Origin of the sequence: Streptomyces sp. GbtcB6 (assembly GCF_019091475.1) — a bacterium.
In the GTDB taxonomy this organism is placed as follows: Bacteria; Actinomycetota; Actinomycetes; order Streptomycetales; family Streptomycetaceae; genus Streptomyces; species Streptomyces hyaluromycini.
Window position 1 is genome coordinate 24,557 of sequence record NZ_JAGXJL010000015.1, and the last position, 14,351, is coordinate 38,907.

The following is a 14,351-nucleotide window of genomic DNA, read 5'->3' on the forward strand; positions in this document are numbered from 1 at the left end:
CCCTCCGCGTTCGGAGGGGCCGTACGCTTCGCACTTCTTCGAAGGGAACGCCATGGCCACCATGGACGCCATCTCCGTCATCCGCACCAAGCGGGACCGCGGTGAGCTCAGCGACGAGCAGATCGACTGGGTCATCGACGCGTACACGCGCGCCGAGGTCGCCGACGAACAGATGTCGTCGCTCGCGATGGCCATCCTGCTCAACGGCATGAACCGCCGCGAGATCGCCCGCTGGACCGCGGCGATGATCGCGTCCGGCGAGCGCATGGACTTCTCCTCCCTTTCCCGCCCGACCGCCGACAAGCACTCCACGGGCGGCGTAGGCGACAAGATCACCCTCCCGCTCGCGCCCCTCGTCGCCGCCTGCGGCGCGGCCGTCCCCCAGCTCTCCGGCCGGGGCCTCGGCCACACCGGCGGCACCCTCGACAAGCTGGAGTCGATCCCCGGCTGGCGCGCCCTGCTGTCGAATGAGGAGATGCTGTCGGTGTTGGATGGCACCGGCGCGGTGATCTGCGCGGCGGGCGACGGCCTGGCCCCCGCCGACAAGAAGCTCTACGCGCTCCGCGACGTCACCGGCACGGTCGAGGCGATCCCGCTGATCGCCTCCTCGATCATGTCGAAGAAGATCGCCGAGGGCACCGGCTCCCTGGTCCTGGACGTGAAGGTCGGCACCGGCGCCTTCATGAAGACGCTGGCCGATGCCCGCGAACTGGCCTCGACCATGGTGGGCCTCGGCACCGACCACGGCGTGAAGACGGTCGCGCTCCTCACGGACATGTCCACCCCCCTCGGCCTCACGGCCGGCAACGCCCTGGAGGTCCGCGAGTCGGTGGAGGTCCTGGCGGGCGGCGGCCCGGCGGACGTCGTCGAGCTGACCCTCGCCCTGGCCCGCGAGATGCTCGACGCGGCCGGAGTGAAGGACGCCGACCCGGCGAAGGCCCTGGCCGACGGCTCGGCGATGGACGTCTGGCGCCGGATGATCGCGGCCCAGGGCGGCGACCCGGACGCCGTGCTCCCGGTGGCGAAGGAACAGCACGTGATCAAGGCGCCGTCGTCCGGCGTCCTGACCCGCCTCGACGCCTACGGCATCGGCGTCGCCGCCTGGCGCCTGGGCGCCGGCCGGGCCCGCAAGGAGGACCCGGTGCAGGCCGGCGCGGGCATCGAGCTGCACGCCAAGCCGGGCGACCCGGTCACCGCGGGCCAGCCCCTCCTCACCCTCCACACGGACACCCCGGAACGCTTCGAGTACGCGCTCCAGGCGGTCGAGGGGTCGTACGACATCGGAGCGCCGGGTACGGCGTTCACGGCGTCGCCCGTCGTACTGGAACGTATCGCCTGACCAGGGGATTGCTCGATCGAGTGAACGGGACCGGTGGACCTGCACCGGTCCCGTTCGGCATGCTGGGATCGGTGACGCACCGATAGGAGACCGCCGTGAGCGCACTCACCGTCAGCCAGGACCCCGACCAGAACTGGGACGACCTCGTCCGGTACTGGGAGGAGATGGAATGGCCCGAGGGCAGCAAGGTGGAGATCATCGAGGGGATCATCACCGTGTCACCTGCTCCCGCCGTCCGCCACAAGGTGATCGCGGCACGTATCCAGCGTCGCCTCTACTCAGTGATCCCGGAGGAGTGGGAGGTCTTCCAGACCTTGGCGATCTCCGTGCCGTCCCGGCTCGGCATGCTCATCCCGGACCTGGTGGTGACCCGACTGCCGGAGCACCCCGAGGCGGAGTCCCACATCCCGGCCGCGCTGGCCGAGTTGGTCGTCGAGGTGACCTCCAAGTCCAACGCCCGCCACGACCGCGTCAGCAAGCCTGCCGCCTATGCCACCGCGGGCATTCCGCTCTACCTCCTCATCGACCGCTGGGCCCCAGGCGGCCCCACCGCGACGCTCTACGGCGAGCCGAAAGGTGATGTCTACCGGGTCCTCAGCGCGGTCAAGTTCGGCGACCCCCTCAAGCTGCCGGAGCCGTTCGACCTCACGATCGACACCGCCGAGTTCCCCGCCGACTGACCCCCGCCACGCCGATCGTCGTACGTCCCACGCCCCAGTGCCGTACGACGCCCACCGCCACGAACGCGCCCGCCGCCGCTGCCGTGCTCAGGGCCGTCACCAGGAGGCGGCTGGAGAAGATCACCGCCAGGTCTGCCTTCGCGAGGGTGGTGAAGAGCAGGGCGGGGGAGGCGACGTGGAAGGCGAGCTTGGTGAGGACCTCGCGGCCGTTCGCCCCCAGGTGGCCGCCGCGGCCCAGGACGTAGCCGACGGCGATGACGATCGCGATCACCACGAAGCCGCTCAGCACCCCCTGCACGGGACCCCCTTACGGGGGAGGAGACCGTAGGACGTACCGGGCGCTGCTGATCCGTGGGGCATGCAGCCAACCCTCTGGGTCGGTCAGGTGCAGGTCAACGGTGTGATGCTTGTGATCTGCGCGACCGTGCGGGAGCACGCCGTATCTACCGATGAGTTATCAGGGCGTCACCGGTCTACCGCCTCGTGGATGCCGTGACCCCCGCCGTGCTCGTGCTGTCGGGCCCCGCCGCCAGGGACGAGGTGCCGGGGCTCTGCGACGACGTGCGCGAGCTGCTGGCGGTCACCGGCGCCGGAGTCGTCGTCTGCGACGTGGCCGGTCTCGGACCGCCGGGCCTGGCGGCCGTCGACCTGCTGGCCCGGCTGGAGCTGGCGGCCCGGAGGGCGGGAGGGCGGATACGGCTCCGCGACCCCGACCCCGCCCTACGCTCCCTCCTCCGTTTCGTCGGCCTTCGCCTCCAGGTGGAGGGGGAGGCCGAAGAGCGGGAACCAGCGCTTGGTGTCGAGGAAGAAGTGGAACCCGGTCAGCCGGCCGTCTGAGATCTCCAGGACCTGCACGGACCAGGGGCTCCAGCCGCCGGTGTCCGGGTCGGGCTTGTACTGGGCGAACCCGGGCAGGCCGTTGACCTGGACCGGGAACAGCCGCGAGCCCTCGCAGGCGGAGCCGATGGTGGTCATGAAGCCGGTGATGTCGTCGTGGCCGGTGAGCCACAGGTCGAACGGCGGCATCGTCATGACGGCGTCCTCGTGGAGCAGTGCCGTCAGCGCCGTCATGTCGTAGCCCTCGAAGGCCGCGACATAGCGCTCCAGGAGCTTCTGCTGCTCCTCGTCGAGCGGGTCGGAGACCTCGGCGCCGGCGCCCGACTGCCGCTGCTCGGCCAGGGTGGCCCGGGCCCGCTGCAACGCGCTGTTGACCGACGCGACCGAGGTGCCGAGCAGCTCCGCCACCTCGTTGGCCCTCCAGGCCAGCACCTCGCGCAGGATCAGCACCACCCGCTGCTTGGGCGGCAGCTGCTGGAGGGCGGCCATGAAGGCCAGCCGGATCGACTCCTTGGCCACGGCCGCCTCCGCCGGGTCGTCCACCGTCGGCAGCACTCGCGCGTCCGGCACCGGCTCCAGCCAGGTGTTGTCGGGCCGGGGGGAGAGCGCCGCCTGGGCGAGCGGCGTCGACTCGCTCAGGTCCATCGGCCGGGCCCGCTTGCTGCCCGCGCTGAGCATGTCCAGGCACACGTTCGTCGCGATCCGGTACAGCCACGACCGCAGACTGGAACGGCCCTCGAACTTCTCGTAGCTCCGCCAGGCCCGCACCAGGGTGTCCTGCACGGCGTCCTCGGCCTCGAAGGACGAGCCGAGCATGCGGTAGCAGTACCCGGTCAGCTCGGTCCGGTACCTCTCCAGTGCGACGTCCAGCTCCGCAGTCGCCGTGCTGTCACTCATCGTCCGTCCACCCACCCCTGTGGCCGTTCCTGTCCGCGCGCCCTTGCGCTCCAGCACTTCGGAAGCTACAGGAGGGGACTGACAATGGCCCCCGGAGTGGGGAAACGTGCAGGTGAGATGGGGTGCGCCCGCGAACTCGGGTGGTGCGGTTCGCGGGCGGGTGCGGCGTCGTCGTGGTTGCTCGCGCCCACGCGGCGGAAGCCGCATATCCAATACAGCCCCGCGCCCCTGAAAGAAATCAGTGGGCGTTCGCCAGGACCTGCCTGCGCGCGGCCACCGAGCCCAGGACCGTGATCGTCACCACGCCCAGGATCGCGAGCAGTCCTACGCCGACCGTGCCCGACCAGCCCTCGGCGTGGAAGGCCAGCGCGCCCACCGTGCTGCCCGCGCTGGAGCCGATGTAGTACGCGGACTGGTAGAGGGCCGAGGCCTGGGCCCTGCCATGGGTGGCCGTCTTGCTGACCGCCGAGGAGGCCACCGCGTGGCCCGCGAAGAAGCCCGCGGTGATCAGGACGAGGCCCAGCAGGACCAGGGGGAGCGAGTCGGCCAGGGAGAGCAGGAGGCCGCTGGCCGTCGTACCGCCGGCCAGGTAGAGGGACCCGCGGCGGCCGAGCCGGCCCACGAGCCGTCCCGCCGTCGACGCCGACACCGTGCCGACCAGGTACACCAGGAAGATCGAGCCGATGACGCCCTGGGGGAGCGAGAACGGCTCCTCGGTCAGGCGGTAGCCGATCACCGTGTAGACGCCGCCGAAGACGGTCATGAACAGCGCGCCGATCGCGTACAGGCGGCGCAGCAGCGGGTCGGCCAGGTGGTCGCGGACCGTGCCCAGCAGCCGGCGGGGGTGCAGCGAGCCCGCCTTGAAGTGCTGCGGGGCGGGGAGGAGGAGGCGGAAGGCCACCGCGCAGCCGACGGCGATCACACCGATGACGCCCACGGCGACCCGCCAGCCCCACTCCTGCGCGACCCAGCCGGTGATGACCCGGCCGCTCATCCCGCCGACGCTGTTGCCCGCGACGAACAGGCCGATGGCCGTGACCAGCGCCTTCGGGCGGACCTCCTCCGCCAGATACGCGGTCGCCGACGCCGGCAGGCCGGCCAGCGCCGCGCCCTGGACGCCCCGCAGCACCACCAGTACGCCGAGGGACGGCGCGAAGGGGACCAGCAGCCCGACGGTCACCGCCACCGCCAGCGAGGCCGTCATGACCGTACGACGTCCGAAACGCTCTGACAGGGCGCTCATCGGGATGACGAACAGCGCCAGGCCGCCGGTCGCCGCCGCCACCGTCCAGCTCGCGTCGCTCGCGGACATGCCGTAGCCGTCCGAGATCAGCGGGAGCAGGGCCTGCGTGGAGTAAAGGAGGGCGAAGGTCGCGACACCGGCGAGGAAGAGCGCGAAGCTCATCCGGCGGTAGCCGGGACCGCCCGGGGTCAGGCGGGAGTCGGAGGCGGGGAGGGACGGGACGGCGTCCACGGTGGTGGACGCCCCGGTACTGGCGGGAGACATGCTTCGAACGTACGGACCCCCAGGTTGATCCGTCCAATGCATGGAATCGCCATAATCGTTCCCATGGAGCATCAGCAGAGGTCAGCGGAGCGTCTGTCACCGTACAGTGACACAGAAGACATGACGATGTTGCTCGCGCCCCGCCTCGCGTACTTCGCCGGCGTGGCCCGCACGGAGCATGTCACCAGGGCCGCCCAGGAGCTCAACGTCCCCCAGTCCACCCTCTCCCGCGCGATGGCCCGCCTGGAACAGGACCTGGGCGTCGACCTCTTCACCCGGCACGGCCGCACCGTCTCCCTCACCCCCGCCGGCCGCACCTTCCTCACCTCGGTCGAGCGCGCCCTCGGCGAGGTCCGGCGCGCCGCCGACGAGGTACGCGCCGACGCCGACCCCACCACCGGCAAGGTCGCCTTCGGGTTCCTGCACACCATGGGTGCGGAGACGGTCCCGGGCCTGCTCCAGGCGTTCCGGATCGACCACCCGCGCATCCGCTTCAGCCTCGTCCAGAACTACGGCGAGGCGATGATCGAGAAGCTGCGGGCGGGCGAGCTGGACCTGTGCCTGACCTCCCCGGTACCGGACGCCCCGGACCTGGCCGCCCGTCGCCTCGACGAACAGAAGCTGCGTCTGGTGGTGCCCGCGGATCATCCGCTGGCCACCCGCAAGCGCATCCGCCTCGCCGAGGCGGCCGACGAGACCTTCGTGACCCTGGAACCGGGCTACGGTCTGCGCCGCATCACCGACGACCTCTGCAAGGAGGCCGGCTTCCGCCCGCGCGTCGCCTTCGAGGGCGAGGAGGCGGAGACGCTGCGGGGGCTGGTGGCGGCGGGGCTGGGAGTGGCCCTTCTGCCGCCACCGGCCGTCCCCCGCCCGGGAGTCGCCGAACTGACGGTCACGGCCCCGAGGGCGGCGAGAGAAATCGGCGTGGCGTGGCTGGAGGGCCACCCGGACACCCCGCCGGTGGCGGCTTTCAAGAAGTTCCTGCTGTCGAGAAGGGGCAACCTGCTCTCCACCTAGACGAGTTGCTCCGACGTACCTGGTGGGTGGGTGATGGGCGATCCGCGCAGCCACCATGGAGCCCGGCCTTGAAGGAACGATGCCCGTGACGGTCGCCGCGCGGCGGCTCTCCGTCCCACACGGCCAGGTCGTAGCTCATGCGCGAACGATCTCAGGTGCCAACCCGGCTTGGTCATGAGCAGGGTCATCGAGCAGTAGATCATCGCCTCGGCGCTGCTGGTGCGGCGCTCGCCCTGTGCCGGTTGCCGCAACCGGGTCGGCGGGAATGTCGACCCGCCCGGGTGCCGCACAGCCCTGTTGCCGCTGTGACTCAGGTCTCATCGCGTGCGTGCAGCAGATCCCGGGGTGTCGCCGTCGAGGAGGGGTGACAGGAAGGGAGGAGCGTGTGGAGACGGACTTCGACGGTTTCGTCGCCGCCCGGTCGACCGCGCTGTTCCGGGGCGCCCTCGTCCTGACGGGGAACCGCGACGCCGCCGAGGATCTGGTCCAGGAGACCCTGGAGCGGGCCTGCCGCAAGTGGCGCACGATCTCCGCCAAGGACGCCCCGGAGGCCTATGTGCGGCGGATCATGGTCAACCTGGCCAACGACCGCTGGCGCCGCTTCCGCCGTGCGGCCCTGCAGGCGGACAGCCCCGACCGGGCCGCCCGCGGCGACGAGTACGGACAGGTCGACAGCAGGGACCAGTTGGTGCGCGCGCTGCAGCAACTGCCCATGCGGATGCGGACGGTGGTGGTACTGCGGTACTTCCACGACCTCTCGGACACCGAGATCGCGGCCGACCTGGACATCTCGCCGAGTACGGTGCGCTCCCAGCTCGCCCGGGGGATCGAGAAGCTCAGAAGCCAGTTCCCCGCGCTCTCCGCCCCTTCACCACGGCAGCACACGGAAGGAATCCGATGACTTCGTACGGAGACGCACGGCCTTCCGGCTGCACACCTTTCGAAGAGGAACTGATGAACGCCATGAACCGCTACGCGAACTCCGCCGAGGCGCCTGACTTCGACGCGCCCCGGATCGTGCGCCGCACCCGGCGCAGGCGGGCCGTAGGCATAGGCGTCGTCGCCGCCGCCCTCCTCGTGGCGGGCGGGGGAACCGCTCTGGCCACCTCGGTCGCGGGCGGCTCGCACTCGGCGGCGAGCAGCACGGTCACCAAGGGCGACGCCACCACGCTGCTGTTCGACGACCACGGCGTGACCGTCCCGATCGACTTCTCGCGCCTGGACCTGGTGCTCGCCAAGGAGGTGCTCCTGAAGACGCAGACGAAGCTCGGCACCGTGACCAAGAAGGCCGTCGAGAACTGCAAGCCCGGTTCGGTGGTAGGTGTGGACCCGCACACCCCGAAGATCGTCAAGTCCGGCGACACGGTCGACCTGACCCTGTGCGCCGGCTGATCCGGCCGGTCGAACCAGGTTCCTGACCGGGTGATCGCGCGCGGCTCGGCGCCTGGCAGCAGGGCCTCCTGGTAGTTGGGGGTGCGATCCCGACCGAGTACCGGGAGGCCCGGTTGCCGCGGTCTTCCGCGCTCGCGTGCGTGGAGTCCGGCTCGTCGTCCCTGTCGTGTGACCGCCTCGCGCGGCTCCGCCGCGTGGGCGCGGTCGACCACGACGCACCCGCACCCCGAACCGGAGATCAGCCCTTGCGAAGCGACCGGCCGAACCCCGCGGCCAACGGCATCCGCAACCCGATCGGCGGCGGCGCGGCCAGCGCGTCCTCCACCGGCCGCGACACCGACCGCCCGTACAGCGCCCCCATGACGAAGTCCGAAGCGAGAGCGAGGACTTCGTCCCGGTGCTGATGCAGCCCGTGGCCGTCCGAGTGCACCTCGAACCGGCACACCTCCCGATTCGCCTTCTTCGCCCGCGCCGCCAGCCGGAACGACAGCTCCGGGTCGGTCCGTTCGTCGTTCGTGCCGTGCACGATCAGGACCCGCCGCCCCACCAGCTGCCGAACCGGTTCCTCGGACGCCGCCACGTCCGCCTCGGGCAGCCAGGGGGCGATGGAGACAACGGAGTTGACGGCCTCGTGCCCGCCCGCGTGCAGCGCGGCCCGCCCGCCCATCCCGACGCCGAGCAGGCACACCGGCACATCGCCGTAGCGCCGTACCACCTCGTCCGCCGCCCAGGTGGCGTCCCCCGCGAGATGCGCCTCGCTGCCGTTCCAGCCGCGATAGCGGTAGTGGACGACGTGCGCGGCCAGCCCCTCGCCGCGGCCGTCGCGGGCGAGCCGGCGGCCGAGCGCGCGGACGAGGGCCGTCGCCCATACGAGGGACGGCTTGCGCGCGGAGACCTCCTCCCCGCCGGGGAGGAGCAGGACGGCCCCGGTGGCCGTCGTCGGCTCCTGGCCTACTGCCCTGCTCAGGCTGGCCGTTCGGGCCGGCGTCGCTTGCTGTGCCATGACAGAACAGTGTCAGAAGAGGCGGTGTACGCGACCCGTCCGTGCGGTCACCATTGCGTATCGACGGAAACGGGAATCTCCGAGTACCGAGCGATCTACGCGCGTAGGAGTTACAGTGCGGAAATGACGAGCCAGAGCACCGCGAACACCCCGACGCCGGAGCAGATCCGCCGGGCGCCGAAGGTTCTGCTGCACGACCACCTCGACGGCGGCCTGCGTCCGGGCACCGTCGCCGACCTCGCCCGGGAGACCGGGTACGCCGGCCTCCCCGAGACCGACCCGGACAAGCTCGGCATCTGGTTCCGCGAGGCCGCCGACTCCGGTTCGCTGGAGCGGTACCTGGAGACGTTCTCGCACACCGTCGGTGTCATGCAGACCCGGGACGCCCTCGTCCGGGTCGCCCGCGAGTGCGCCGAGGACCTCGCCGAGGACGGCGTCGTCTACGCCGAGGTGCGCTACGCCCCCGAGCAGCACCTGGAGCAGGGGCTCTCCCTCGAAGCGGTCGTCGAGGCCGTCAACGAGGGCTTCCGGCAGGGCGAGGCCCTCGCCCGGGAGAACGGCCGGCGGATCCGGGTCGGCGCCCTGCTCACCGCCATGCGGCACGCGGCCCGCTCCCTGGAGATCGCCGAGCTCGCCAACCGCTACCGGGACCTGGGCGTGGCGGGCTTCGACATCGCCGGGGCCGAGGCGGGCTACCCGCCCACCCGGCACCTCGACGCCTTCGAGTACCTCAAGCGCGAGAACAACCACTTCACCATCCACGCCGGCGAGGCCTTCGGGCTGCCGTCCATCTGGCAGGCGCTCCAGTGGTGCGGCGCCGACCGGCTCGGGCACGGGGTGCGGATCATCGACGACATCCAGGTCCACGAGGACGGCACGGTCAAGCTCGGCCGGCTGGCGTCGTACGTCCGCGACAAGCGGATCCCGTTGGAGCTGTGCCCCAGCTCCAACCTCCAGACCGGGGCCGCCGACTCCTATGCCGGGCACCCGATCGGGCTGCTGCGCCGGCTGCACTTCCGGGCCACCGTGAACACCGACAACCGGCTGATGTCCGGGACCAGCATGACCCGGGAATTCGAGCATCTCGTCGAGGCGTTCGGTTACACGCTCGACGACCTGCAGTGGTTCTCCGTCAATGCGATGAAATCAGCGTTCATTCCTTTCGATGAACGGCTTGCCATGATCAATGACGTCGTCAAGCCCGGATATGCGGAGCTGAAATCCGAATGGCTGTTCCGGCAGACCGCCTCCACCAGCGGTTCTGACGATCCGGAGGGCTGATCGGACATCCGGGCGGGGAACGGAATGCGGACGGACCTTCACTGTCCGTCCGCATTTCGGTGTTTGCGGCGGGCGGCCCGGCATGTTTACGGTCGAGGACCGCTCAGCGCGTTATCGATCCCCGTCACCGCATTCCAAGGACGCATTAACGATGAAGCAGTCTGCTGCCAAGACCCTCGGTGTCGCCGCCCTCGGTGCCGCCTTCGCCGCCGTCGGCGCGGGCGCGGCCAACGCGGCCCCGGCCGTCCCGGACGCCTCGCAGGCCCTGGGCACCGTCACCAAGACGCTGCCGGCCGAGAACGTCTCCAAGGCCCTGCCGGACGCCGGTGCGGCCCTCGCGCAGGGGCAGACCGCCCTGGGCGCCGGCCTGACCGCCGCCCAGCCCGCCGTCGAGCAGATCCTCGCCGACGGCCCGGCCAAGCCCGTCGCCGGCCTCCTCGGCGGACTGCCGCTCCACGGCCTGCCCACGCATGGCCTGCCGATCAACGGGATTCCGCTCGGCTGACCTCTCCCCGGCCGATCGGCACCGCCGTTGGGGCGCCCCGGTGTCTACCGGAGCGCCCCAACGGCTTTCTCGTACAAGGGGATTACCAGGCCGTGGCCTTCTCCTCCGAGGGGAGGAGGATCCACAGCGCTATGTAGAGCAGGAACTGCGGGCCCGGCAGCAGGCAGGACAGCAGGAAGATCACCCGCATCGTGGTCGCGGAGGTGCCGAAGCGCCGGGCCAGCGCGGCGCACACTCCGCCGATCATGCGGCCATGGGTGGGGCGGGCGAGGCTGGACATCTGCGGCTCCTTCGTGAGCGTCCGGTGCGAGGCGACCCGTACGGCCCCTCGTCTGCCCTCCACGCTACGGAGACGAACCGGGTCGAAGCGTCGCTCTACGGGGCGATCCCGACCCTGGGAATCGTCGGGGTACGACCCTGAGCCGCTTCCTCCTGGGGGAGGGCGGCGGGCCGTCGCCGCTCACCCCGCCGACGGAGCCGGGTGCGGGCCGCCGGAACCACCGCCAGATGTGCGATGACGACGCCGGCCGTGTTGAGGAGTATCGAGTCGACGTCCACCACACGGCCGGGCACCCCGGTCTGCAGCAGGGCTATGCCCAGCGAGATCATGGCGCCCGCGGCGGCCGAACTGATCAGGGAGGCGAGCGGGGAGACCCGGAGCTTCCCGTGGGTCATCGGAAGCAGCACACCCAGCGGGGCGAGCAGCGCGAGGCCCTCGCCGATCCGGTGCGCCGCCTCGCGCCAGCCCAGCGCCAGGTCGGCACGGATACCGGCGAAGGGGTGCAGGTTGGCGGGCATCACCCAGGGCACGTCCAGCGGCCGCAGCATCAGCCAGGCGACGAACACGAGATGTGCGACAAGGAGGACACCCCCTGCCACACGGACGCGGATCGCGGCGCTGCCGCCGATGGAGCCTTGACGCTGCACGCCCCCCAAGACGCGCCCGCGCACACGATCGGTTCCGGATGTGAGGGTGAGGCCTCGGACGGCGTTGTTGTACCGAACCTGATGGACGGGTTTCCGCAGGTCAGGTGTGATCTTGCCCCGGGTGCGGAAGGGTTGGACCGGCGGGTTGCTTCGTCGGCGGAGGTGTTGGGTGGCGTCGGTCGTGGGTCTGCTGGAAGCAAGGGAGTTGGCCGCGCGGGAGCGTGTGGAGGGGCTGCGGGAGGAGGTTGACCGGGTCCTGGCCGAACTCGCCGATGCCGAGACCGATTGGAAGGGCTGGGTGATCGCCCGGCAGCGTGTTGGCGAAGTCCTTGCTGAATCCCCGAAGACGGGGGCATCTGCGGTTGCACCGACGTCCGCAGGTGGGGACCCCGCTCCTGTGGCCTCGCCGGAGCAGTCTGCGCCTCTTCGGCGAGGCCGGTCAGGCCGGGCTCGATCGTGCCGGTGTGGCGTCCCGGGCTCGCGGCAGGGTGCACTCGCGGTCGGCTACCAGCGCATCCTCGCTCTGCTGGCCGGGAGGTCTTCGCCAGGCGGTGAGTCGGTATCGTGCCAGGAGTTCGCGGCCGGCCTCGGGCTGGAGCCGACCTCGGCGATCATCGAGGGCCGGGTGCGCTCGCGGGCCAAGCGGCTGACGGACCGGGGCTGGCCGGCCGAGCCGGTCCCGGGAAGGTTCACGTTCGCTGTCGGGCCTGCCGCCGACTCATGAGCATGGTCATCGACCACAGCACCATGGCCTCATGAACCTCAGGCAGGGCCTCGTAGTCGCGCACCAGCCAGCTCAACTGGAGGCATCCTCCGTCCGGGCCTCACCGCGAATTGACTCCACATGTGACGGGCGCCGCTACCGGGTGGTGCCGGTGATGGTGTCGAAGTATGTGATGGATTGGGGATCGGTGAAGAGTTCGTCCATTTCGTCCATGGATCCGGTCTCGGTTCGCCACTTGAGGTAGTTCTCGTAGTCGCGGCGGCCGGCCCACTGGGTGAAGGACACGATGTGGGTGGGGTCGTCCTGGTCCCGGCGCAGGTGAATGGCCTCGCAGCCGTCGTGGTCGAGGCTTTCGGGCAGGGCTTCGCGGAGCTTGTTGACGGCCTGCTCGGTGTGTTCGGGCCGGGTCTTCAGCTCGGTCGTGACGTACACGCTCATGGTGAGCCCCCTCTCCTGGGGAGGTTGTTGTGCACGGTTTGGGCGGTGGCGAGCGATGAGTTCGGCCGGTGCCGTGACGGGCCGGACGTTCTGGGGCGAGGCGTGGTCAAGGGGGGCTGGGTTGCTGCCCGCGGCGGGGCTGGGTGGGTATGCCGTCGCGGGCGCGGCCGTGGTCGGGGAGGCTGGTCGCGGCGCGGGCCGGGTCCTAGGCGGTGGTGATCGTGCCGTCCCACTCGCCGCCGGACGGGACGGAGGCGTGCTGGTGGATCAGTTCCCAGCCGTTCTGCCGCCGTTCGAAGCAGTCGGTCTGCCGGGCCATGACGTGCTTGGTGGCGCCGTTCTTGAGCACGATGTCCGTGCTCTGCACCGTGCAGACGATGCCCATGTCTCCGTTGACCTTCGCGTCCAGTTCGAGGATGTCGACTTTGCAGGACTCGAAGTTGGCGAAGGTGTCGTCGAACAGCTTGCGCGCCGGCGCGATGCCCCTGGACGCGAACGGGGGGATGTCGAACCAGAGCACGTCCGGCGCCCAGTGGCGGGTGCTCTGCGCGCCGGTCATCGACTCCGCCATCTCGCGGACGATGGCGATGATGGCTTCCTTGTCCTGCTCGATCGTCGTCATGACGTTGCTCCTTTCGTCTTGCGGCCTTGATCGGCCGCTACGGGCAAGCCTGCGGTGTGCCGTCAGGGGAGGTGCAAGACCCGGCCCGGCGGCGAGACCTCCCCTGAGGAGAGGTCTCCTGCCCCGGGGCGTGCCGCCTGTGCTGGTCACCTGGGGGCTTCCCCGAGGAGCGGGCCGTTCAGAGGGCGGCCAGGGCGCGGAGGCGGTCGGCGAAGGCGCGCTGGGCGGCCCCGCAGTGCGGGGCGAGGCGGTCCCATCCGTGCGGGACGCCGGGATGGACGTGCAGTTCAACGGGGACGCCCGCGGCGGCCAGGCGCGCGGCGTAGGCGATGTCCTCGTCGCGGAAGATGTCGAGGTCTCCGGTGTCGATGTAGGCCGGGGCCAGGCCGGTGAAGTCGCTCAGGCGGGCCGGTGCGGCGACCGGGGAGACATCCGCGGTTCCCAGCGTGTCGCCGAGCACCGCCTTCCACGCCGTGTAGTTGTCGTCGTAGGTCCAGGTCAGGAAGGGTTCGCGGGCCGGGTCGGGGCTCTGGTTGCGATCGTCGAGCATGGGATAGACCAGGATCTGGCGGGCCAGGGGGATGTGCCGGTCGCGGGCCAGGATGGCGGTGGCCGCGGCGGGTGCGCCGCCCCCGCTGTCGCCCATCACCGCGATGCGTGCGGTGTCCACCGCCAGTTCGTGCGCGTGGCCGGTGAGCCAGGTCAGGCCGGCGAAGACGTCCTCGGCGAGCATGGTGCCACTCGCCTCGGGCGCCAGGCGGTAGCCGACGGACAGGAACGGCACCCCACTGTGCGCGACGTACCAGGAGAGCAGGGTGTCGTAGGCGTCCAGGTCGCCCAGGATCATGCCGCCGCCGTGGGCGTAGAGCACCGCCGGGCCCGGCGCCATGGTCTCCCCGGAGGTGTACCAGCGCAGTTCGATCCGGGCGCCGTCGGGCGCCGTGGCGAAGTAGGTGGCGGTCCTGATCCCGGTGACCGGGGGGACCAAGGCCGCCATGGCGGCCTGGCCCAGGGTGCCGGCCTCGCGGATCGCCTTCCAGTCCCCGCGCTCGCGGGCGGGCGCGCCGGCGGCCTGCCCCGCGAGGGCTGTCAGGAGGGGGACGAGTTCCGGGTCGAGGGTGTAGTTCACGGGACGTGGTTCTCGCTTTCCAGAGGTGGACGGATGCGGGCGCAACGAGGTGG

Annotated in this window: 16 protein-coding genes and 1 pseudogene; 8 read left to right on the forward strand and 9 right to left on the reverse strand. The window is 70.9% G+C overall.

What is annotated here, in order from left to right; all coding sequences use genetic code 11:
* Nucleotides 1–61: 61 nt before the first annotated feature.
* Together KVT45_RS25035 and KVT45_RS25040 are read left to right on the forward strand one after the other, a co-directional pair.
* Nucleotides 62–1,339, forward strand: a complete 1,278-nt coding sequence (locus KVT45_RS25035; RefSeq protein ID WP_217551425.1) for a thymidine phosphorylase — start codon at nt 62–64, stop codon at nt 1,337–1,339.
* A gap of 95 nt (nt 1,340–1,434) precedes the next feature.
* The gene (locus KVT45_RS25040; RefSeq protein WP_217551086.1) at nt 1,435–2,019 is read left to right on the forward strand and encodes a Uma2 family endonuclease; all 585 of its coding nucleotides are present in this window, start codon (nt 1,435–1,437) and stop codon (nt 2,017–2,019) included.
* 10 nt (nt 2,020–2,029) lie between these two features.
* Here the strand turns inward: KVT45_RS25040 and KVT45_RS25045 are convergent.
* Nucleotides 2,030–2,317 (reverse strand): annotated as a pseudogene (locus tag KVT45_RS25045) (AEC family transporter); the annotation flags it as partial.
* Nucleotides 2,318–2,580: 263 nt separating this feature from the next.
* Between KVT45_RS25045 and KVT45_RS25050 the strand changes: the two are divergent.
* Nucleotides 2,581–2,856 (forward strand): STAS domain-containing protein, encoded by a 276-nt coding sequence (locus tag KVT45_RS25050; protein ID WP_308310866.1) that lies wholly within the window; start codon nt 2,581–2,583, stop codon nt 2,854–2,856.
* Here the strand turns inward: KVT45_RS25050 and KVT45_RS25055 are convergent.
* Nucleotides 2,740–3,753 (reverse strand): sigma-70 family RNA polymerase sigma factor, encoded by a 1,014-nt coding sequence (locus KVT45_RS25055; protein WP_217551090.1) that lies wholly within the window; start codon nt 3,751–3,753, stop codon nt 2,740–2,742. The genes KVT45_RS25050 and KVT45_RS25055 overlap by 117 nt on opposite strands.
* A gap of 238 nt (nt 3,754–3,991) precedes the next feature.
* Nucleotides 3,992–5,260 carry an MFS transporter gene (locus KVT45_RS25060; RefSeq protein WP_217551092.1) on the reverse strand — a complete coding sequence of 423 codons (1,269 nt, stop codon included), beginning with the start codon at nt 5,258–5,260 and terminating at the stop codon, nt 3,992–3,994.
* Between the two features lie 63 nt (nt 5,261–5,323).
* Between KVT45_RS25060 and KVT45_RS25065 the strand changes: the two genes are divergently transcribed.
* The 3 genes from KVT45_RS25065 (at nt 5,324) to KVT45_RS25075 (ending at nt 7,669) form a co-directional block, all read left to right on the forward strand.
* Entirely contained in the window at nt 5,324–6,277 is a 954-nt protein-coding gene (locus KVT45_RS25065) for a LysR family transcriptional regulator (protein WP_217551093.1), read from the forward strand.
* Between the two features lie 385 nt (nt 6,278–6,662).
* Nucleotides 6,663–7,178 (forward strand): SigE family RNA polymerase sigma factor, encoded by a 516-nt coding sequence (locus KVT45_RS25070; RefSeq protein WP_308310857.1) that lies wholly within the window; start codon nt 6,663–6,665, stop codon nt 7,176–7,178.
* A 53-nt stretch (nt 7,179–7,231) separates the two neighbouring features.
* Nucleotides 7,232–7,669 (forward strand): hypothetical protein, encoded by a 438-nt coding sequence (locus KVT45_RS25075; RefSeq protein ID WP_254647322.1) that lies wholly within the window; start codon nt 7,232–7,234, stop codon nt 7,667–7,669.
* A gap of 238 nt (nt 7,670–7,907) precedes the next feature.
* Here KVT45_RS25075 and KVT45_RS25080 read toward each other — a convergent pair whose 3' ends face one another.
* Nucleotides 7,908–8,672, reverse strand: a complete 765-nt coding sequence (locus tag KVT45_RS25080; RefSeq protein WP_217551099.1) for an alpha/beta fold hydrolase — start codon at nt 8,670–8,672, stop codon at nt 7,908–7,910.
* Nucleotides 8,673–8,795: 123 nt separating this feature from the next.
* Between KVT45_RS25080 and KVT45_RS25085 the strand changes: the two genes are divergently transcribed.
* Nucleotides 8,796–9,953 carry an adenosine deaminase gene (locus tag KVT45_RS25085; protein ID WP_217551101.1) on the forward strand — a complete coding sequence of 386 codons (1,158 nt, stop codon included), beginning with the start codon at nt 8,796–8,798 and terminating at the stop codon, nt 9,951–9,953.
* Nucleotides 9,954–10,104: 151 nt separating this feature from the next.
* Nucleotides 10,105–10,458, forward strand: coding sequence for an ATP-binding protein (locus KVT45_RS25090; protein ID WP_217551103.1), 354 nt, complete (start codon nt 10,105–10,107; stop codon nt 10,456–10,458).
* An 82-nt stretch (nt 10,459–10,540) separates the two neighbouring features.
* Here KVT45_RS25090 and KVT45_RS25095 read toward each other — a convergent pair whose 3' ends face one another.
* From KVT45_RS25095 to KVT45_RS25115, 5 genes are all read right to left on the reverse strand, one after another.
* Entirely contained in the window at nt 10,541–10,738 is a 198-nt protein-coding gene (locus tag KVT45_RS25095; RefSeq protein ID WP_089099209.1) for a PspC domain-containing protein, read from the reverse strand.
* A gap of 95 nt (nt 10,739–10,833) precedes the next feature.
* On the reverse strand, nt 10,834–11,385 hold the full coding sequence (locus KVT45_RS25100; protein WP_217551105.1) for a VanZ family protein: 552 nt from the start codon (nt 11,383–11,385) through the stop codon (nt 10,834–10,836).
* An 859-nt stretch (nt 11,386–12,244) separates the two neighbouring features.
* A complete protein-coding gene (locus tag KVT45_RS25105; RefSeq protein WP_217551107.1) occupies nt 12,245–12,547 on the reverse strand; it encodes a putative quinol monooxygenase in 303 nt (100 codons plus the stop codon).
* Nucleotides 12,548–12,752: 205 nt separating this feature from the next.
* Nucleotides 12,753–13,169, reverse strand: a complete 417-nt coding sequence (locus tag KVT45_RS25110) for a nuclear transport factor 2 family protein (RefSeq protein WP_143604716.1) — start codon at nt 13,167–13,169, stop codon at nt 12,753–12,755.
* Nucleotides 13,170–13,347: 178 nt separating this feature from the next.
* Nucleotides 13,348–14,298 (reverse strand): alpha/beta hydrolase fold domain-containing protein, encoded by a 951-nt coding sequence (locus KVT45_RS25115; RefSeq protein ID WP_217551109.1) that lies wholly within the window; start codon nt 14,296–14,298, stop codon nt 13,348–13,350.
* Nucleotides 14,299–14,351: the final 53 nt, after the last annotated feature.